General features: G+C 73.3%; 11 protein-coding genes. 8 read left to right on the forward strand and 3 right to left on the reverse strand.

Translation table 11 applies throughout. From position 1 onward, the window contains the following. The first annotated feature begins 9 nt into the window (after positions 1–9). From L1857_RS02150 to L1857_RS02185, 8 genes are read left to right on the forward strand one after another with little or no spacing between them, the layout of a single operon-like run. The gene (locus tag L1857_RS02150; RefSeq protein ID WP_116110405.1) at positions 10–594 is read left to right on the forward strand and encodes a YbaB/EbfC family nucleoid-associated protein; all 585 of its coding nucleotides are present in this window, start codon (positions 10–12) and stop codon (positions 592–594) included. Next, positions 591–923 (forward strand): hypothetical protein, encoded by a 333-nt coding sequence (locus L1857_RS02155; protein WP_167481520.1) that lies wholly within the window; start codon positions 591–593, stop codon positions 921–923. Before L1857_RS02150 ends, L1857_RS02155 begins: the two co-directional genes overlap by 4 nt. Positions 924–925: 2 nt before the next feature. Further along, the gene (locus tag L1857_RS35305) at positions 926–9,013 is read left to right on the forward strand and encodes a WXG100-like domain-containing protein (protein WP_283258002.1); all 8,088 of its coding nucleotides are present in this window, start codon (positions 926–928) and stop codon (positions 9,011–9,013) included. Positions 9,014–9,033: 20 nt separating this feature from the next. Continuing rightward, the gene (locus L1857_RS02165) at positions 9,034–9,711 is read left to right on the forward strand and encodes a hypothetical protein (protein ID WP_249464338.1); all 678 of its coding nucleotides are present in this window, start codon (positions 9,034–9,036) and stop codon (positions 9,709–9,711) included. 28 nt (positions 9,712–9,739) lie between these two features. After that, positions 9,740–11,248, forward strand: a complete 1,509-nt coding sequence (locus tag L1857_RS02170) for a TNT domain-containing protein (RefSeq protein WP_249467343.1) — start codon at positions 9,740–9,742, stop codon at positions 11,246–11,248. Next, on the forward strand, positions 11,248–13,356 hold the full coding sequence (locus L1857_RS02175; RefSeq protein WP_116110408.1) for an ADP-ribosylglycohydrolase family protein: 2,109 nt from the start codon (positions 11,248–11,250) through the stop codon (positions 13,354–13,356). The genes L1857_RS02170 and L1857_RS02175 overlap by 1 nt, the downstream gene beginning before the upstream one ends. Beyond that, complete coding sequence (locus L1857_RS02180; RefSeq protein WP_249464340.1) at positions 13,323–15,107, forward strand: ADP-ribosylglycohydrolase family protein; 1,785 nt, start codon at positions 13,323–13,325, stop codon at positions 15,105–15,107. The genes L1857_RS02175 and L1857_RS02180 overlap by 34 nt, the downstream gene beginning before the upstream one ends. A gap of 5 nt (positions 15,108–15,112) precedes the next feature. After that, the gene (locus L1857_RS02185) at positions 15,113–16,960 is read left to right on the forward strand and encodes a TNT domain-containing protein (RefSeq protein ID WP_249464344.1); all 1,848 of its coding nucleotides are present in this window, start codon (positions 15,113–15,115) and stop codon (positions 16,958–16,960) included. Here the strand turns inward: L1857_RS02185 and L1857_RS02190 are convergent. The 3 genes from L1857_RS02190 to L1857_RS02200 form a co-directional block, all read right to left on the reverse strand. Beyond that, complete coding sequence (locus L1857_RS02190) at positions 16,957–17,349, reverse strand: hypothetical protein (RefSeq protein WP_116110411.1); 393 nt, start codon at positions 17,347–17,349, stop codon at positions 16,957–16,959. The two genes, L1857_RS02185 and L1857_RS02190, sit on opposite strands and share 4 nt — an antisense overlap. Positions 17,350–17,421: 72 nt before the next feature. After that, entirely contained in the window at positions 17,422–18,711 is a 1,290-nt protein-coding gene (locus L1857_RS02195; protein WP_094003305.1) for a sensor histidine kinase, read from the reverse strand. 34 nt (positions 18,712–18,745) lie between these two features. After that, a complete protein-coding gene (locus L1857_RS02200) occupies positions 18,746–20,179 on the reverse strand; it encodes a CCA tRNA nucleotidyltransferase (RefSeq protein WP_116110412.1) in 1,434 nt (477 codons plus the stop codon). Positions 20,180–20,226 lie beyond the last annotated feature (47 nt).

The following is a 20,226-nucleotide window of genomic DNA, read 5'->3' on the forward strand; positions in this document are numbered from 1 at the left end:
GTGGCCCGGGTGAGCACCCCGGGGGACGACCGCGCGCAGAAGGAAGCCCGCAACGCGGCGATGCGTGAGACCGTCGACCAGTTGATGGACAAGTTCCAGCAGCAGACCGCGCAGTTGCGGGAGGCGCAACAGGCCGCGTCCGCGCTGACCGCGGAACTGTCCTCGCCGGACGGTCTGGTCAAGATCACCATCGACGCCCAGGGCACGCTCGCCGACCTCAAGCTCGCCCCGACCACGTTCGACCGCACCCGGCCGGAGGCGCTCGCGCGCACGATCAGCGATCTGGTGCGCCGCGGGATGCTGGAGGTCAAGCAGCAGCAGGCCGAGCTGTTCCGGCCGCTGACCGCGGACCTGCCGGACCTGTCCGAGTTCATCGAGGGCGCGCCGTCGCTGGCCGGGCTGATGCCGGACATCCCGGACTTCCTCGAACCCGAACCGGAGCCCGCGCCCGCGCCGGACCCGGAGTCGCAGTCGATCATGCGCCGGGACGTGCCGGCTCCGCCGCCCGCACCGAAACCGGTGGCGCGTCGCCCGCGTCCAACCACCGACGACGACGAGATGCCCGACACCTGGATGACGCGGGGTGACCGATGACCGGACCTGGTACCGGCCACGACATGGACCCGGACACGGTCCGGACCGGCGCGGGGAAGTTCCCGCCAGCCGGCGACGCGCTCAAGGCGGCCGGCGACGCGCTCAAGGCCGCGCTCGACGCGCAGGGCGCCTGCTGGGGCAATGACGAGTCCGGCCAGGCGTTCGCCAAGGACTACGAGCCGGCGGCGAAGAACTGCGTCGCGGCCTTCGGCAACCTCGACAAGGCTCTGAAGGACGTCGCGAAGGCCGTCAAGAAGGCCGCGGACGCCACCGAGGGCACGCACAAGGACGCCGAGAAGGCCGTGCGGAACGCCGCGGGTCAGGTCTAGCCATGGGGATGGAGTTCCCCGAGGACGTCAAGTGGCTGCTGCCCATCGTCGTGGGCGAGCACTGGCCGGAGGGCGACGAGGACAAGCTGCGCGAGGTCCGCGACGCCTGGCTGGCGGCGCGGGACGCGCTCGGGCCCGTCGTCGACAAGGCCAACGGGGCCGCCTCGGAGGTGCTGAGCACCTGGACCGGCCAGCCGGCGGTCGAGTTCCAGAAGATGTGGGACAAGTTCGTCACCGGCGACGAGGCGTACTTCGTCAACCTGACCAAGGCGTGCGAGGCGCTGGCGAAGTCGGCGGACTCGACGGCGCTCGACGTCGAGTACACGAAGTACATGATCATCGCGTCGCTGATCATCCTGGCGATCCAGATCGCCGCCATGATCGCGGCCGCGGTGGTGACGTTCGGCGGGTCGACCGCGGGCATCGTGCCGGCGCAGATGGCCACGCGGATGACCGTGCAGATGGTCTTCCGGCAGCTCGTGCAGAAGATGCTGCAGGAGGGCTTCCGCAAGGTCGCGCTGCAGTTGCTGAAGCACCTGGCCAAGCAGGTCGCGATGAACGTCGCGATGAACCTGGCGCTGGACGTGGGTATCCAGGGCGTGCAGGTCGCCAAGGGTGACCGCAAGCTCGAGGACTGGGACTTCAACAAGACGGCCGGTGCGCTGGCCAGCGGTGTGGCGGGCGGTGTCGCCGGGGCGGCCGGGCACGCCATTCCGAAGGGTGCGACCAAGGGGTTGCAGGACAGCGTCGCGGGGCAGATCGCGGACCGGGCGGTGCGCGAGGGTGCGCGCGGCGCGGTCGAAGGCGTCGCCACGACGGTCGGGCAGGCCGCGCTGACCGGTGACCTCGGCAACCTGAAGATGCAGGACCTGGCGATGGGCGCGTCGGCGGGTGCCGTGGACCGCGCGACCGGGGGCGCCAAGGACCAGATCAACGAGATCAAGAACTTCAACGCCGACGTGCGGGCGGGGAACATCAAGGTCGACGGGTCGCCGGTGGATTCGGGTTCGTCGGATTCCGGTGGGTCGTCGGGTGGGTCGTCGTCGGATTCGGGCGGTTCGTCGCGCTCGGATTCCGGTTCTTCGTCGGGTGGTTCGTCTTCGAGTGGTTCGTCTTCGGGTGGTTCGTCTTCGGGTGGTTCGTCAGCAGCCCGTGAGCCGGCGATGGCGGGCGCGTCGTCATCCCACTCGGACGGTGCGTCCGGTTCGGTCTCGAACGCGATCGCGAACGACCGGGTGAGCGGCCAGTCCGCCGTCGTGGCGGACCGCCCGGCCCCCGGAACAACGGACGCGCCACGGTCCACTTCGGACGGCTCCGGACAGCAGGGCCAGTCCGCTCCGACTGCGCCACCGACCGCGACGCCGAACCAGGCCGGCGGCCCACCAGCCGGAACGGCCGGCGTCTCTTCGGCCGGCTCGGCGGGTTCGGCCGGTTCGGCGGGTTCCTCTGCAGGCTCCGCAGGTTCTTCGGCAGGATCCGCCGGTTCTTCGGCCGGTTCGGCTGGTTCTTCGGCAGGATCCGCCGGTTCCTCTGCAGGTTCCGCCGGTTCCTCTGCAGGTTCCGCCGGTTCTTCTGCGGGATCCGCCGGTTCCTCTGCAGGTTCGGCCGGTTCTTCGGCAGGATCCGCGGCCTCGTCAGCAGGCTCAGCCAGCTCGTCGGCCGGTTCGGCCGGCTCCGCAGGTTCCTCGGCCGGCTCCGCAGGTTCCTCGGCCGGCTCGGCTGGATCCTCCGCGGGTTCGGCCGCAGGTGCGGCCAGCTCCTCCGCCGGTTCGGCGGGTTCGGCCGCAGGCGCGGCCGGCTCCTCGGCGGGCTCCGTCGGTTCCTCGGCAAGCTCCGCGGGTTCGGCCGGATCCCCGGCGAGTTCGCCGCTCGGCTCGAGTGGTGGCGCGTCCGCGGCTTCAGCTGGGACGGCGCGGGGTTCGGCCGGGGCGTCGGACGGCGCTCCGGTGAGCGGCGCGGACCGGATGCCGGTCCCGGCCGGCGCGGGTCCGGTGCAGCCGGGCAGCGGTTACGGGCCCAACGACCCGCCGCCGACGCGTCCGGACGGCGTGACCGCCGCCGGCTACACCCCCGGCGGCTTCGGCCCGACCGGCGGCGCCCCCCAGCAGGGCGACCGAGGGCCCCAGCAGCAGTCGCCGCAGTCGCAGATGCCTCCCGCCGCGCCGATGCAGGGTTACCCCGGCGGCGCGCCACAGGGCTACGGGCCGGGCGGACAGCCACCCCGCGCCCCCCAGTACGGCCCACCGCAAGGCGGCCCCTTCCAGGGCGGCCCCAACCGGCCACCGCAAGCCGGCCCCGTGCAGGGCGCCCCGTTCCAAGGTGGCGGCCCTGCCCAAGGCGGGCCAAACCGTCCGCCCCAGGGCGGCCCCGGGCAGGGCACCCCGTTCCAGGGCGGCCCGGCGCAGCCACCCCAGGGCGGCCCCGTCCAAGGCAACCCCACGCAGGGCGGCCCGGCCCGGCCACCCCAAGGCGCACCCTTCCAAGGCGGCCCTGCACAAGGCGGCCCGGTGCAGAGCGCTCCCTTCCAAGGCGGCCCCACGCAAGGCGGCCCGAACCGGCCACCCCAGGGCGGCCCCGTGCAGGGCGCCCCCTTCCAGGGCGGCCCGGCGCAGCCACCCCAGGGCGGCCCCGTCCAGGGCGGGGCGAACCGTCCGCCGCAAGGCGGTCCCGTCCAGGGTGGGCCGTTCCAAGGGCAGCCGCCGCAGGGCGGTCGTCCGCCGGTGGGCGGTTACGGCAACACGCCACCCGAGGGCCCGCGGGGCCCGATGGGTGCGCCGCCGAACGGTGGTCCGCCGCGACCGCCCCAGGGCGGCTATGGTCCGCCGCCGCAGCAGCAACCGCCGCGAGGTGGGCAGCCGCCGGCGTACGGGCCTCCGACGCCACGCTCGCCGCAGGGTGGGTACGGCCCGCCGCCGCAGCAGGCACCGCAGGGTGGCCGTCCCGGCGCGCCCGTCGATCCGCGCTGGATGCTGGCGCGCCCGCCGGAGCAGCCGGCGCCGGTCCACCAGGCGGGTCCGCCCGCCGAGACGCCGGCACCCCAGCCCACACCGGGCGACACGGCGCTGCCCGCCGAGCGGACCCCCGAAGCACAGCAGACGCCCGCGACCGACCGCGGCCCGCTCGACACGGACCCGCGCCGCGAGGAGGCACCCGCCACCGAGCGCAGCCCGTTCGACCCCGCGCAAGACACGGCGGCCACCCCTGCCCGCGAGGAGACACCCACCTCGGAACGGACCCCGTTCGACCCGGCGCAGGACACCGCCACCCCAGCGCGCGAGGAGACACCCACCTCGGAACGCAGCCCGTTCGACCCGGCGGAAGACACCGCCACCCCACGCCGCGACGAAACACCCACCACCGAGCGCAACCCCTTCGACCCCGCGGAAGACACCGCCACCCCACGCCGCGACGAAGCACCCACCACCGAGCGCAACCCCTTCGACCCCGCGGAAGACACGGCCACCCCACGCCGCGACGAAGCACCCACCACCGAGCGCAACCCCTTCGACCCGGCCGAAGACACGGCCACCCCACGCCGCGACGAAGCACCCACCACCGAGCGCAACCCCTTCGACCCCGCGCAGGACACCGCCGCCCCGGCGCGCGAGGAGGCACCCACCTCCGAGCGCAACCCGTTCGACCCCGCGGAAGACACGGCCACCCCGCGCCGCGACGAAACACCCGCCACCGAGCGGAACCCCTTCGACCCGGCCGAGGACGCCCCGGCCCCGCCTCGCGACGAGGCGCCGCCCACCGATCAGCGCCCGCCCTACCAGGACAGCGCACCCCAACCGGACCGGGCTCCCGACGACGCGACGCCCCAGCGCGACCGTCCGGTGGTCGACGAGCCGTACATCGCGGACCCGAACTTCCGCACCCACGACCGCGCCGACTTCGACGCCCTCGGCGAAGCCCAGCTCGAGACCGGCATCGTCGACGAGCGCACGGGCCGGCTCACCCACGAGCACGAGTTCCTCGAAGCGCTGGCGATGCGCGACCTGGACGCGGCTCTGCGGCACATGACCGACAACGGCGCCTACGCCGTGCACAGCTACACCTCGAGCGCGGTCTTCGCCACGATCAACGAGGCCCTGCGCACCGGCCGGAACCTCGACGAGGTCATGCCGATGGTCCGTGCGCTCGTCTCCGGCCTGAACGAAATGCCGACCCACCAGGGCGAAACCGTGCGCCGGGTCAACGTGCGCGGCGAGGCGGCGGCCATCGTCGCGAGCCGGTACGAACTCGGTGCCGTCGTGGTCGAGTCGCAGTTCCTCAGTTCGAGCCGTGCCGACCTGGGCCCCGCGAAGTGGCCCGGCGACGTCGAGATGATCATCGAGGGCAAGACCGGTCGCTACATCGAGTCGATGGCCTCGAACAAGGCGGAACACGAGGTCCTGTACAAGCCCGGCACCCAGCTCGTCGTCAAGGAAAAGATCGAGGTCGAGACCCCCGGCGGCGGCAAGAAGTGGGTGATCCGGCTCGAGGAGATCACGCCGGACGACCCGCGCTACCTCCCGCCCGAGGCCGCCAAGCAGCACATGGACCGCAACCGCGACCTGGCCGAAATCCAGGCAGCGGAGATCGAGGCCGCGTCCAGGCGGGGCTTCGCGCGGATGGTGGGCGGCGAGGCCGCGGTGCCGGACACCCCGCCGAAGTCCGAACCGGAGACCAGCCCCAAGACGGAGACGCCGGAACCCCCGAAGATCGGCGAGCCGGCGAACGGCTGGGGCGACATCCGCCGGTCGTCCGACGTCGTGGGTGAGCCGGCGATCCACGCGCGCAGCACGGATCCCGTGGATCCGCGCGTCCAGACCACCGGTCCCAGCGCCCCGACCCGCAACGCCCACCAGGAGGTGCGGTTCCTCCGCGAGCACCTGCCGGAGATCGCGGACGTCAACACCCGCGGCTACTACGCCGACGGCATGCCGGAGGCCTACCGGAACAACTCGGCCGAGTCCGTGCTCGCGTTCGAGCTGCGGATGGAAGGCATCGAGGCCGAGGCACAGCCGGGCAGGCCGGATGACCCGCGCGGCAGGGACTTCCTGTCCCGGCAGCTCCGCGGCGAGTTCCACCAGCTGCCGGACTACAACAGCGTGGTGCGTGAGATGGCCGGGCAGCCGGTCGGCTCGCGGGCCGTGCTGTCGGTCGACACGCCGGATGGTCAGCGCGCGTTCAGCGTGGTCAACACCGAGCACGGCGTGGCGCTGGTCGACCCGATGACGAACCGGCTCGCCGACCTGCCGCCGAACCCGTCCGGTGTGCACCTGATGCAGACCCACACCGGGGACGGCACGCCGCTGTCCAGCAAGAGCGAGCCGACGCCGGCCGCCCAGCCGGAACCGCCGGTCAACCGGATCAGCGAGCTGCTCGGCGGGGGACCCGCACGCACCGAGCCGGTCTGGAACGCCGGCGACGGCAGCGCGCTGCGCAATCGGCTGGACGGCGAACGGCCGCAGCCCGGCGGCTGGAACCCGTTCCGCCGCTCCGAGGAACCCCCCGCGACGCACGGGCACCAGCAGCAGCCACCCCACCAGGGCGCACCCGTGCACCAGGCCGGCCCGCCGGTTCAGCACGGCTGGCCGCAGCAGCAGTACGGGCAGGGCGCGCCGCATCACCAGGTGCCGCCGATGCACAACCCGTACCAGCAGCCCGCGCCGACGCACCCGAACCAGCCGCCGCAGCAGGGCTGGCCCCAGCAGCAGTACCAGCAGGGCGCGCCGTACCAGCAGGCGCCGATGCACAACCCGTACCAGTCGGCGCCGCCGCAGCAGTACGGGCAGGGCGCACCGCACCAGGCGCCCGTGCAGAACCCGTACCAGCAGCCCACGCACCCGAACCAGGCACCGCCCCCGCAGCAGTACCAGCAGGGCGCGCCGCACCAGCAGGCGCCGGTCCACAACCCGTACCAGTCGGCGCCGCCGCAGCAGTACGGGCAGGGCGCACCGCACCAGCAGGCGCCCGTGCACAACCCCTACCAGTCGGCGCCGCCGCAACAGGGCTGGCCCCAGCAGCATCAGGGGCCACAAGCGCCCTACCAGCAGCAAGGGCCGTTCCAGCACCCGCAGCAGGGACCGTTCCAGCACCAGCCCGTCCCGCCGGTGCACCAGAACGTGCCGCTGCTGCAGAACCAGCTGGTGCCCTGGTCGAACTTGGCCGGCGCGACGCCGGGGCTGCACAGCCTGCCCGCCATCCACGCCGGCACGGCCGGCCCGCACGAGGGCGCTTACGTCGCGGCGCGGCACCCGGAGTTGCCGAACGTCAACCCGAACCGCAACGTGCCGAACGCCGTCGACAAGGGCTACTGGCACAACTGCAGCCGCTGTGTCGTGGCGTACGCGCAGCGGCTGATCGGGATCGACTCGCAGGCCGATCCGGTTCTGCCGAGGGACCTCGGCGCCTTCGACCGGATGAAGTGGCTGGAGGACCAGCTCGGCGCCAGGTGGGTGGACGGGATCGGCACCTACGACAACGCCATCGCGCACGTGGCGAACATGCGGCACGGCGACCACAGCGTGATCTACGTGTCGTTCAAGCAACCGGACGGTTCGGAAGCGGCGCACGTCGCCCTGGCCGTGAACACGCCCGAAGGCGTCACGTTCATCGACCCGCAGAACGGCGGGCTGATGGAGCTGCCGACCAAGCCGACGAGCGTCAGCCTCCTGCCGTTCGGGTCGCTCGCCACCAGCAACGGGGTCGCGGCGAACCCGCAGATGGCGTTGCCGTACGGGTCGTCGCAGGCGCCGCACACGCCTGCCCCGACCGTGCCGAACCCGCCGGTGCAGCAGATCCCGCAGGTCCACCACACGCCGACGACGCCGCTGCAGCACGGCGCGCCGACGCCGACCACACCGATCACGGTGGGGCCGGTCGCGCCGGTGCATCAGCAGCCGCAGCCGCCGGTGCAGCACCAGCAGCCGCCCGTGCAACAGCCGCCGATGCCCCAGCAGCCGCCCGTGCAACAGCCGCCGATGCCCCATCAGGCGCCGGTGCAGCAGCCGCCGATGCCCCATCAGGCGCCGGTGCAGCAGCCACCGATGCCCCATCAGGCGCCGGTGCAGCAGCCGCCGGTGCAGCAGGCGCCGGTTCAGCAGGCCCCCGTGCAGCACCAGCCGCCCGTCCAGCAGCCGCCCCAGGCGCCGGTGCACCAGCAGCCGCCGGTCGATCCGCGGGTGGCCCATGGGCAGTCGCCGCAGGTGACCGCGCCGGACGTGCCGGTCAACCCGCAACGCCCGCACGCACCTGGCGAGGCCGCGGGGCTTCCGGAAGACGGAATTCCGGACCCCGACCGGCGAGAAACACCGGAGCTCCGGCGCGACGACGCACCGGCGGAACCGGCACCCGCCCGCGACGAGACACCGGCCGAGCCCGAACCGTCGCGCGACGGCACCCCCGCCGAACCCGAGCACACCCGCGACGGCACCCCCGCCGAGCCGGAACCGTCGCGGGACGACGCGCCCGAACCGGAACGGCGCAGCGACGAGCCGGACCGGACCGCCGACGATCTGGCGCCGGGCGATGACACCGTCGTCGTCGACGGGCAGACCATGCGGATCGACGACGCGTTCCGGCGGCTGCTGGATGAGCACCCCGAACTCCGGGACGCCGTCGACAACAACCCGGGCCTCCGGCGCCTGCTGCTCACCAACCTGGGCCTCCTCGTCAACCTGATCACCTACCCGGACGCGATCCCGGTGGTCGAGGAAGCCTGGGAAGAGCAGCTGCCGATGCCGAACATCCCGGACCACGTCCAGGCGAACTTCGGCATCACCCCGGGAGACCACCCGCAGCAACCCGAGCAGCCCCAGCCGGCCGGCTACCCACCGGCCACCCCGGGCAGCCCGGCCAGCACCGCCGGCATCGGCGACCACCTGCAGCCCGGCTTCGACCACTCGCGCGCCGCCGACCCCGCCTACTCCGACGCCTACCTGCGCGATCAGCTCGCGCGGGCCGCGGCCGCCCGGCAGGAGCTGGACTCGGCGCTGGGCGGGATCGCCAACGCGGTCGGGGCACCGCCGTCCCCGCGTCCTCGCCCAGCTGGGACGAGCTCCAGCGCGACCTCGCCGGCTTCGACGGCGACGCCTCCCGCCTGACGGGGCTGGCGTCGGCCGGCATGCAGGTCGGCAGCGCCGACGACGCCTACCGCGCCGCCGCGCAGCTCGCCGGCACCCCGGGTCTGGAGGTCCTGTCCGCCGACGACCGCCTCGCCCAGGGTGGCCCGCTGGACATGCAGGTGCGCACATCCGACGGCACGGTCGGCGCGGTGAGCATGATGCCGCCGCTGCCGGGCATGCCCGCACCAGGCGCGGCCGGCACGAGCCGGGGCGGCAGTCACCGCAAGCTCGACGGGCCCCAGCAACCCCTGGTCGAGGACGTCGCCGAGATCCCGACGCCGCAGTACTTCAAGTGCTTCAACAAGACCTACAAGGTCGACCGCGACGGCGACGGCAACCTCACCGGTTTCCTGCTCAACGTGCGCACCGGCCAGTTCGAGGAGAACAGCGCGCACCTGGAGAAGGTCCTCCAGGACGAGCTGCCGTCGAACTTCCGCGCGCTGACCGAATCCGAGTTCATCGCCGAAACCGAGCGGGAGCGCGCCTTCTACCTGCGGGGCGAGGGCCCGGTGTTCGCGCTGTACGCCACCGTCGACGGGATGCGCAAGCAGGCCAAGGAAGAGGGCCGCTCGCTGACCGCGCAGGAGGAGTCCTTCATCGCCTCGGTGCAGCGGCGCACCTTCGGCATGTGGGAGGCGCAGCAGGCTGGTTTCCCGTGCACCTCCATCCTCGCGTGAGCTGGTTACAGTGAGCGGCACTACGGAGATGCGCAGGGAGGCGACGGCAAGCATGGAGCCGCACCGTCCGTTGCTCGTGCGCGTCGGCACGCTCGCCCGTGCCGACGCGCCGTCCGGATGGGAACGGATCGAGCTGCACTTCCGCCAGGTCGGCGACCACACCGAGCTGGAGCCGATCGCGTTCACGCGCGGCTCCGGCCACGCCTACCCGGCACCGGCCGAGCTGACCGCGGTGTTCGGCGAGTTGCGCGACGCCATGTACGAGCCGGGCGTGGGCGCCTGGCTGCAGGCCCGCTACGCGCTGCACCCGTCCGGCGAGTTCGACCTGGACGTCAGCACCACCGCGCGACCGTGGTGGCAGACCCCGCCGGATGACCTCGCCGCCGCGCTCGAGGCCGAACTGAAAGCGTTTCCCCGCGACCCGGAGCACCTGCCGGACTGGTGGCGCCGCGCCGCCGGACTGCCGCTGGGCACGAAGTTCCGGCACGCCCGCGTGGTCGACTCCTACGCCGACGGTGACGCGCCCGTCATGGGCCGTCCGCCGGTGCCCACGGACGAGGTGCCCGCGCTCCTGCGGTACCTGGAACGCCAGCCCGCGGTGCTGGTCGGCAGCGGTCTCGGGCCGGACATCTTCAGCGGTGGCACCGAATCCGACGTGCCGGAGAGCTACCACACCGACGGCACCTGGATCTGGCACGCGTCGGTGCCGCACTACCTGCGCAAGTACGGCACGCCACCCGAGCCGGACTTCCTCACGCACATCCGCGACCAGGACTTCCAGCCGCCGTACGTCGACAAACTGACCCGGCGCACCGCGGCCGCCGACCTGCTCGGCCGGTCCCGCCCCAAGGCCGATCCCGGCGAAGCGCTGCCGACCACCGGGGACATCGCCGCCGAGCTGGAGACCCGCACCGATCCGGCGCTGGAGGACCCCGCGCTGCTGGTGGTGCTGGCGCAGCGGCTCGCGGAGCACGGCGTGTGGCCCGCGGCCTACCGGCTGGCGTCGCGGGCCGACGGCGCGTGGTGCCTCAACCCGACCGACCGCGGCTGGGAGGTCGCGCGCTACGCCGGTGGGGCGCCGGTGCGCCCGCAGTACTTCGAGCGCGCCGAGGACGCGGCGCAGCACCTGCTCGGCGCCCTGCTGCTGCACCCGGCGCGGATGACGGGCGGTGCCGAGACGCCGCTGGAGACCTCCGCCGAACTGGCGGACTGGCCGATCCAGCCCGCCGAGGGTGACCCGCCGCTGACCCTGCTGCGCAACAAGCGCGTGGTCCGCCTGCCGGCCGGCACGGTCGTGCTGCGCTTCGGCGACGAGAGCGGCAACCTGGTCCACCACGACGAAACCCGCTTCGCCGCGACCTCGCTGCCGATCGAGCGGGATCGCGAGGAGCGGCGCTACCGGCTCCGGCGCACGCTCGCGGTCGTGATCGGCGTGGCGATCCCCTGGGCGAACCTGCCCGGCGGGGGCGTCGCGTACGTCCTGCCGAAACCGCTGAGCGAGCACGTGGCCGACGGAAGCCTGGAAAGGATCGAGTAGTGGAAGCGGCAGAAGCGGTCGCGAAGGTCGAGGAGTGGCTGCGCGAGGTCCACGGGCCGAGCGCGGACCTGCGCGTCGACCAGGCGAACCTCGTCCGGCGCCCGGAAGGCTGGTACGTCCCCTACAACTCGGCCGCGTTCCTCGACGGCGGCGACCCCGGCGAGCGGATCGTCCCGCCCCCGGCCCTGATCGTGCGGGACCCCGAGGGCGATCTGCGCCACGCGTCCCCGATCTTCGGCGGGCTCAGCATTCCCGCCCAGTACCCGGGCCGCGACCACTGGGCCGAGATGGTCGACCCCGAGTACGCCGGCTCCGGCCTCGGCCGCCTCGGCGTGCCGCTGGCGGCGATCATGGGCTGGCGGCGCTACCTGCCGGACGGCACGGAAACCGGCGAGACCCGCGCCAACCCCGAGTACCGGACGGGGCCGAGCCGCCGGGGCTACCCGATGCCGTGGACCACGCTCGACTCCCTCGTCGAGTTCCGCCACGTCGGCTGGCTGGACCAGCGGAAGTTCGTCCTCGGCCTGCTCGAGGAGAGCATGCTGGTGCCGCTGGCCGACGGCCGCGTGCGCCACCAGTCCACAACGGACGGTCGCCGCCGGGTCGAGCTGTGGACGTCGTCGCGCTTCTTCCCGCCGGGCAGCCGGGAGTGGTTCTGGCTGGACCCGGTCACCCTCCTCAGCCACGTACCGGAGGCCGACCTGGTCATCCACGGTCCGTGGCAGCTGCCGGTCGAGGTCACCACCGAGGAGATCCGCGCGGCGCACGCGGAGTTCCCGCGCTACAGCGACAAGATCGAGGTCACCGGCGAGTGCGTGGAGGCCTCGGCGGACCTGACGCGGTGGGCCACCGACACCGCGGCGCGGATCGGCCTGCCCGAGCCCGTCGAGCCGCCGGTGGATGCCGGGGACAGCGCCCGCGCCCACGGCTTCGAGCTGACCGGGGACGAGTGCTACCGGGTGGTCACGGGACGCTCCTGGGTGCGGCGCATGGCGATGGCGCTGCCGCCACGGCCGCCATACGACCCCGCCGCGTTCGGCCTCACCCCCGGGTACGACGACGACGGCAGGCCCACGTTGCGCGTCGATTCGTTCGGCAAGTTCGCCGACGTCGGGCAGGACACCAACTTCAGCTGGCAGCGGCTGCTCGGCGCGTACGTCGGCTTCGCGCTCGGCGAGGCTCTCGGCGCGCCGGTCGACCGCCTCAGCCGCGAGGAGATCGTGCGCGCGCACGGTCCGGACCAGCTGACCGATCTCTCCGCGCCGGGGCGGATCGGCCCGCTCACCCAGCGGCTGCTGTTCCTCACCGAGGCCGTCCTGCGCGGCGGCGCCGACGCGGCCCGCGAGGCGACCACCCGGTGGCTGCACACCCAGGGCGAGACGGTGCCGGGCATCGACGGGTGGCTGCCGAACCTGGACGAGCTGCACGCCGTCCGCGACCCCGATCCGGCCGACCTCCGCTCCGGCCCCGCGGTCCTGCTCGGCGCCCTGCCCGGGGTGCTGACCATCGGCGGCCGGGGCGAGGTGCCCTTCGGCGCGTCCGAGGCGGCGGTCCGGGCCTTCGCGGCGCTGCCGGAATCGGACGAGGGCGACCTGACCTTCGCCGTCTTCCTCGGCCTGCTGTTCGAGCGTTCGCTGGAGCGCGAGTTCAGCCCGGCGTTGTGGGTGTCGGCCGGTGCCGTGCTGCGGGACCGGGAGGGCCCCGGCTGGGACGCGGTGCGTGACCTGGCCGCGCGGTCGCTGATCGCCATTCCGGAGCAGGGGATGTACTACCTCCCCGACCCGGAGGAGGTCGGCGACGGCCGCGACACCCCGTCCGTCCTGGGCCGCGCGCTCGCCGCGGTGACCGGGTTCGAGAACAACCCCGAGGTCGCGCTGCTGCGCGCGGTGAACCACTCCGGGCGCAGCGCGCTGACCGGGGCGATCGCCGGTGCGCTGGTCGGCGCCCGCAACGGCGTGCCCGGCCTGCCGCCGAAGTGGGTGGACCAGCTGGAGCTCAAACCGCTGATCGAGCGGGTCGTCACCGACGTCACCCGCCGGTTCGAGGGGATCCCGGAGGGGGAGGAAGGACAGCGATGGCTTCGGCGCTATCCGGCGATCCGGCCGTGACGGTGCAGCACTTCACCGACTGGAAGACCGTGCTGGACCCCGAGTTCCGGCGCAACGAGTTCCCCGGGCTCGCCACACCTGAGCCGGCGATCGTGCGGTGGATCGAGGTCGACGAGCGCGAGCAACCGACCGGCAACGTCCGGGAGAACCCCGCGCACCGGCCCGGTCCGGAGTGGTTCGGCGGTCCGAAGGCGACCACGCCCGCGGCGAAGCTGATGGGCATGCGCCGGGTCGGCTGGATCGACGACGCGACCCTGCGGCGGCAGCTGCTCGACTGCGAGGTCCTCGTTCCGCTGGGCGGTGACGGCGAGCCCGTCCGCAGCCGAACCCGCGACGACCGGGTCGTCATCCCGGCCTACAGCGCGACGGTCACGATCCCGGCCGGCATCCACCGGTGGCGCCGGATCCGGCCGCGTGACCTGCTGCGGCCCGGCTCGGGAGAGACCCGGCTGGACCTGGATCCCGGGCACGCCCTGTCCATGGCCGTCGACTTCGCGGAGGAGATCAGCGGCATCGAGCCCGAGCCGGGTCGATATGCCGACGAGGTCGCGCCCGAGGTTTCGCCGCACGTCACCGAGCTGGCCACCCGCCTCGGCGCCGAGTACGAGCTGGGCGGCGAACTGGTCGTGAAGCGGCTCACGGCGGTCGCCGGCTGGGCCCGGAAGAACGGGTACGAACTCAGCGCCGACGAGTGCGAGCGCTACGCGCGTGCCTACGCCCGGTGGGTGCGCAACCTGCGGCTGCGCCACGACGGCCAGCCCGTCGAGTGGCCCGCCGACCTCGCCGGGAACGGCCTGGTCAACCACTACGACGACAGCGGACGGCCCGCGCCGCGGCCGTGGACGATGGGCAAGTTCCAGGACACCGGCACGCCGTCGGGGTTGTTCGCGTGGCACCGCGTCGTCGGCGCCTACGTCGGGTTCGCCGTCGGGGAGTGCCTCGCCCTGGGCAACGGTGACGTGCTCGGCCCGATGACCCGGCAGATGCTGCGGCACACCGAAACCGTCCTGCGCGGCCTGCCGTTCATGAACGCCACGGGCGACCTGCCGCCCGGGTTCCCGCCCGCGCCGAAGCCGGACAGCTGGCTCGCGGTCGCGCTCGGGGCCGGTCCGGAGGCGCCGCCGAACCCGCTCACCGCCGTGCTCGCCGCGACCATGACCGCCGGCCTGGAGCTGGAGAGCACCGGCCTGCCGTACCAGCTGACGGTGGCGCGGGCACTGACCGGCGCCGACGGCGAGACCGCCACCGCGATCGAACTCCTCGTGCGGATCCTGAGGAAGGTGCTGGTCAACGGCGAGCCGCCGTGGCCGTTCCACGCCGTCCTGGGCGAGTTGCGGAAGTCGGGGCAGGCGCCGTTCGACGAGATCGCCGCGATCGTCCTCGCGCTGCGCGACGGCCGCGACATCCCGGACGCCGAGCAGATCGAGACGCTCGGCGACCCGGCGAGCCCGCTCGCGGTGGCCGGCCGGGCCGTGTTCACCGCCGCCAAGCGGCACCACGACCCGTTCGCCGCGATCCAGGTCGCCGGCCTGCAGTCGGCCGACCCGCCGCTCACCGCCGCGCTCACCGGAGCGCTGATCGGCGCCCGCGTCGGCGTGCCCGGCCTGCCCGCGGACCTGGTCGGGGCGCTGACGCCGCTGGGGCTGCTGGACAACCTCGCCAACGACGTCTACCTGTACTTCAACCTGTACGGCGTCGCGCGGAGCAGGTCGTTGCAGGAGACCTGGCCGCAGCGGTATCCGAAGGACTGACGGTCGTGCGGTATCGAGTGGAGTTGGCGGAGCGGCCGGACGGGCTGTACGCCGTGTGGCAGGGGCGCGTCTTCCCGGCGCAACGCTCCAGCGCGGACGGCACCGTGCTGCTCGTGACCCCGCCCGGCGAGGACGCTCCGCCGGACTTCGACGAGGAGTACTCCGGGCGCCCGGCGAAGGTCCTGCCGGAGGCCGAGGTCGCCGCGACGTTCAGCCTGCAGACGCACTGCCTGTTCGACGACGACATCTACCGCGTCGCCCCGGGCGAGGGGCTGACGCTGCGCTGGAACGGCACCGACGAGGTGCGGGCGCAGCAGCTCGGCCTGCATGAGTTCAGCGTCGAGGCCACGGAAGCCGAGATCACCGCGATCTGGCAGGAGCGGCACGACTTCGCCGCCGGTGCGCGACAACTCGGCGCCGGGGATCCGCAGGAGCTGGTGCGCCAGATCGCGCGGCTGCTGCGGGACGTCGTGCCGGACGGCTGGGAGCGGATCGCCGCGCAGTTCCGCCAGGTCGGGGACTACGCGGAGATCGAGATCCGGGCGGCCGGCGAAGGCGAGTCGGTGTCGCTGCCCGCGTCGCCGCGGCTCGGGCAGCTGTTCAGCGACCTGCGGGCCGCGATGTACCAGCCGGGCGTCGGGACGTGGTTCAAGGGCACGCTGACGCTGGTCGCGCCCGCCGAGTTCACGTTCGACTACGACTCCGCCGCCGAGCCGAACTGGCGCCAGTCACCGGCGGGGCGTCCGACGGCCCGGGCGTACGAGGCGGAGCTGGAGCACTTCCCACGGGACCGCAAGCAGGTCCCGGACTGGCTCGCGGCGAAGGCCGGGCTGCCGGTGGACGTGGCGTTCCGGCACGCGGCCGTCGTCGACGGGCCCGGCGAGCCGCCCGTGGTCAACCGGCAGGCCCTGCCGCCGGACGAGGCCCGCGCGTTGTTCGACTACCTCTACCGGGCGCCCGTGGCCGTGGCCCGGCCGAACCGGCTGCCCGACCTGTTCGCGCCGGCGATCCCGCCGGACGTGCCCGACGCCTTCCACACCGACGGGGTGTGGATCTGGGCCGCGGCGGTGCCGCACTACCTGCGGAAATACGGTCTGCCGCCGCAGCCGGAGCTGGCCGCGCACGTGCGGGCGCAGGGCTACCGGGTGCCGACCGTGCCGGCGCACGTGCTCGCCGCGGCGGAGGCGGAGCTGCTGGGCAGGCCGCTGCCGCCGCAGCCCGAGGCCGGTGAGGTGGACGCGGTCACGCTGACCGACCGCGGCGGCGACCCGCCGTACGGGCTGCGGGCGTCGGAGGTGCTGGCCGTGCTGGAGCGGCGGCTGGCGGAGTACGGGATCGCGCCGTCGGCGTACCGGATCGGCGCGCGGGCCGAGGGGGCGTGGAGCCTGCGGCGGACGGAGTCGAGCTGGGAGGTCACCGGCCCGGACGGCGCGGAGCCGGCGGCGTTCGCGCGGGTCGAGGAGGCGGCGCGGTTCCTGCTCGGATCGCTGCTGCTGTACCCGGTGCGCGTGGTCGACGACGAGGGCGACTGGCCGATCGCGCCGCTGCGCGGTGAGCCGCCGCTGACCTTCTACCGCGCGAAGCGGCTGATCACGCTGCCCGCCGGAACGGTGTTGGTCCGGTTCGGCGGCGAGGCCGGAAACCTGGTGCACGACGAGACGGCGCGGTTCCCGGAGACGTCGCTGCTGCCGGAGCGGGAGGGTCAGCGGGCGCGGTACCGGGTGACGCGCGCGGTCCGCGTGCTGACCGGCGTGACCCAGCCGTGGGGAACGATGCCCGGCGGGGCGGTGGCGTACTTCCTGCCGCACCCCGTCGGGCACCACGTCGAGACGGGCGGGTTGGAGCGGCTTTAGCGCTTGCTGCTCTTGATCAACGCAGTCAGCTGGTCGAACCTCGCGTTCATCTGGTCGACGACCTGCTCGAACCGCCGGTCCACCTGCTCGAACCGCCGGTCCACCTGCTCGAACCTCGCGTCCACCTGCTCGAACCGCAGGTCCACCTGCTCGAACCTCGCGTCCACCCGCGCGAAGCCCTCGTCCACCTTCCGTTCGAGTCGATCCAACCGAGCGCCCTGCTCGAGCTGGGTTTCGCGCAGCGCGTGGAGCACCGTGATGTGCCCTCTCAACTGAGCTGAGACGTCGCCGACTTCCTTCGAGGCTGCGACGGCGAGCACACGGGCTTCGCGGGCGGTCTCCAGTGCTTCGATGGCGAGCCTCCGGGTGTCCTTCTGTTCTTCGGTCATGCGCGGCAAGTTATCCACCCGGAATCAGCCCCTTTCAGCGCGAGCGCGCCATACCGCGCGATACCCCGTCAATCATCGCGGCATCCAGAGCGTCACGCGAGTTCCGCTGCCCGGGCTCGACTCCACCCGCGCCTGGCCGCCTGCCTCCGCGAGGCGCGCCGTGATCGACTCGCTGATGCCGAAGCCCGGCGGGCGGTCCGCCTCGTCGAAGCCGGCGCCGTGGTCGCGGATGATCACCGCCACCCCGCCGTCCCGCTCCTCGGTCCGGACGACGACCCGGTCGGTTCCCGAGTGCTTCAACGTGTTCCGCAGCGCCTCGCGGGCCGCGTCGCGGATGGCGGCCTGCCGGACCTCCGTCAGGGTGTCCGCGTCCAGCTCCGCCATGACCAGCTGGGCGCGCAGGCCATCGCGGGCCATTTCCGCGGCCAGGGCCGCCAGTTTCTCCCCGAGGGGGCCGCTGCCTTCCGCGCCTTCGATCGTCTGCCGCACCTCGATCGCCTGCGCGCGGGCCAGCCGTCGCACCTCGCTCAACTGGTGTTCGCTGCTGCCGGAGCCGGGCAGGGCGATCGTCTCCAGCGTCTGCAGCACCGTGTCGTGCAGCATCCGGTGCTGCCGCGCGCGCTCCGCCTCACGGCCGTGCCGGATGCCGTACGCCAGCGCCAGCCGCGTGCCGAGGCCGAGCAGCACCAGCGCGCCGGTCGCCGTCACCAGAACGCCGACGATCGTCCCGACCCCGGCGAAGGCTTGTTTCACGTTGAACACGCCGCTGTTGAGCCACCACGCCACCCCGGCGAGCGGGATGCTCACCAGCATCAGCCCGAACCCGTACCCGAGGCCCAACGCCAGCGTCAGCAGCGCCACCCCACCCAGGAGGTGCTTGCCCGGCACCGCCATCGCCGTCGCGAAGGCCGGCGACGGCACCGTCGCCGCGACCACCACGTTGGCCGCGAGGGTGAACACCACGTCGAGCACCAGCAGCCGCGCCGCACCGCGACCGTGGAACGGCGCCGACCGGAACAACCACCGCAGCCCGTACAGGTTCAGGGCGATCGAGCACACCGCGACCGCCACCACCGGCGCCACCCCGCCGTGCCCGGCCGCGAGGAACGCCACCAGCGACCCGGCCACCGCCAGCACGCGGTACACCAGCGGGACCATCGCGACGTACCGGGTGGCGCGGAGCAGCAGGTTGTCCCGCGCCGCGAGGTCGACCGGCCCCGCCATGCGCCGCATCCGCGCCAGCGGGGACACCGGCGCCGGATCGGCGATCTCGTCGTCCAGCCCGCCGGTCGCACCGGCCATCGCGGGCGCGCCGCGCCGCAGCAGGGTGCCCAGGTAACTCGCCGCTCGCGGTGGGGACATCACGACCTCCCGGTCGTCTCGACGCCCCCTGAAGTTACAGCCCGTTCTCCGCGGCCCAGCGGCGCAACTCGGCGACGGCCTCGTCGTGGTCGAGCGGTCCGCGGTCCAGGCGCAGCTCCTTCAGGTGCTTCCACGCCTTGCCGACCATCGGGCCGGGCGGCAGGCCGAGGATCTTCATGATCTCGTTGCCGTCCAGGTCGGGCCGCACCTTGGCGAGGTCCTCCTCGGCCTGGATGCGCGCGATCCGCTCCTCGAGCTCGTCGTAGGTGCGCTGCAACGCGGCCGCCTTGCGCTTGTTGCGGGTCGTGCAGTCGGCGCGGACCAGCTTGTGCAGCCGCGGCAGCAGCTCACCGGCGTCGGTCACGTACCGGCGCACGGCCGAGTCGGTCCACTCGCCCTTGCCGTAGCCGTGGAACCGCAGGTGGAGGAACACCAGCTGGCCGACGTCCTCGATGACCTGCTTCGGGTACTTGAGGGCGCGCAAACGCTTGCGGGCCATCTTGGCGCCGACCACCTCGTGGTGGTGGAAGCTCACCCCGCCGCCCGGCTCGAACCGGCGGGTGGCCGGCTTGCCGATGTCGTGCAGCAGCGCGGCCAGCCGCAGCACGAGGTCCGGCTCGGCGTCCGGGTCGTCCCGGCGTTCCAGCGCGATCGCCTGCTCCAGCACGGTCAGCGAGTGCTGGTAGACGTCCTTGTGCTGGTGGTGCTCGTCGATGGCCAGCCGCATACCGGGCACCTCGGGCAGAACGTGCTCGGCGAGCCCGGTGTCCACCATCAGCTCCAGCCCGCGCCGCGGGAACCGGCCGAGCAGCAGCTTCGACAGCTCGGCCTGCACCCGCTCGGCGGTGATGCGCTGGATCTCGCCGGCCATCTCGGTCATCGCGGTGACCACGCGCGGCGCCGGTTCGAACCCGAGCTGGGCGGCGAACCGCGCGGCCCGCAGCATGCGCAGCGGGTCGTCGGCGAAGGACTCCTCCGGGGTCGCGGGGGTGTCGAGCACCTTCCGGCGCAACGCATCCATGCCGTCGTGGGGGTCGACGAACTGCTTGGTCGACAAGTCGATCGCCATCGCGTTGACCGTGAAGTCGCGGCGCTTGAGGTCACCCTCGATCGAAGCCCCGAAGGTCACCTCGGGATTGCGGCTGACCCGGTCGTAGACGTCCGCGCGGAACGTGGTGATCTCCAGCGTCGAGCCGCGCTTGGTGACGCCGACGGTGCCGAAGGCGATCCCCGCCTCCCACACCCCGTCGGCCCAGCCGCGGACGATCTTCAGGATCTGCTCCGGGCGTGCGTCGGTGGTGAAGTCCAGGTCGGCGGACAGGCGGCCGAGCAGCGCGTCCCGCACGCTGCCACCCACCAGGTACAGCCGGTGCCCGGCCTTCGCGAACAGCCCGGCCAGCTCGTCGGCCAGCGGCGAGATCCGCATCAGCTCGGTCACCGCGTTCCGCTTCGCGGTCAGTTCGTTCACCGGGATCGAACCGCCTCGGGGGTGGACTCAACCATGACAGACACGAG

The sequence above is a fragment of the Amycolatopsis thermalba genome (genome assembly GCF_023376025.1).
Classification (GTDB): Bacteria; Actinomycetota; Actinomycetes; order Mycobacteriales; family Pseudonocardiaceae; genus Amycolatopsis_E; species Amycolatopsis_E thermalba.

Excerpts from the sequence above, each read along its gene's own strand:
- L1857_RS02155 (WP_167481520.1), top strand. The coding sequence starts at position 591 with ATGACCGGACCTGGTACCGGCCACGACATGGACCCGGACACGGTCCGG.
- L1857_RS02180 (WP_249464340.1), top strand. The coding sequence starts at position 13,323 with ATGGCTTCGGCGCTATCCGGCGATCCGGCCGTGACGGTGCAGCACTTC.
- L1857_RS02170 (WP_249467343.1), top strand. The coding sequence starts at position 9,740 with ATGCGCAGGGAGGCGACGGCAAGCATGGAGCCGCACCGTCCGTTGCTC.
- L1857_RS35305 (WP_283258002.1), top strand. The coding sequence starts at position 926 with ATGGGGATGGAGTTCCCCGAGGACGTCAAGTGGCTGCTGCCCATCGTC.
- L1857_RS02195 (WP_094003305.1), bottom strand. The coding sequence starts at position 18,711 with ATGTCCCCACCGCGAGCGGCGAGTTACCTGGGCACCCTGCTGCGGCGC.
- L1857_RS02165 (WP_249464338.1), top strand. The coding sequence starts at position 9,034 with ATGCAGGTCGGCAGCGCCGACGACGCCTACCGCGCCGCCGCGCAGCTC.
- L1857_RS02190 (WP_116110411.1), bottom strand. The coding sequence starts at position 17,349 with ATGACCGAAGAACAGAAGGACACCCGGAGGCTCGCCATCGAAGCACTG.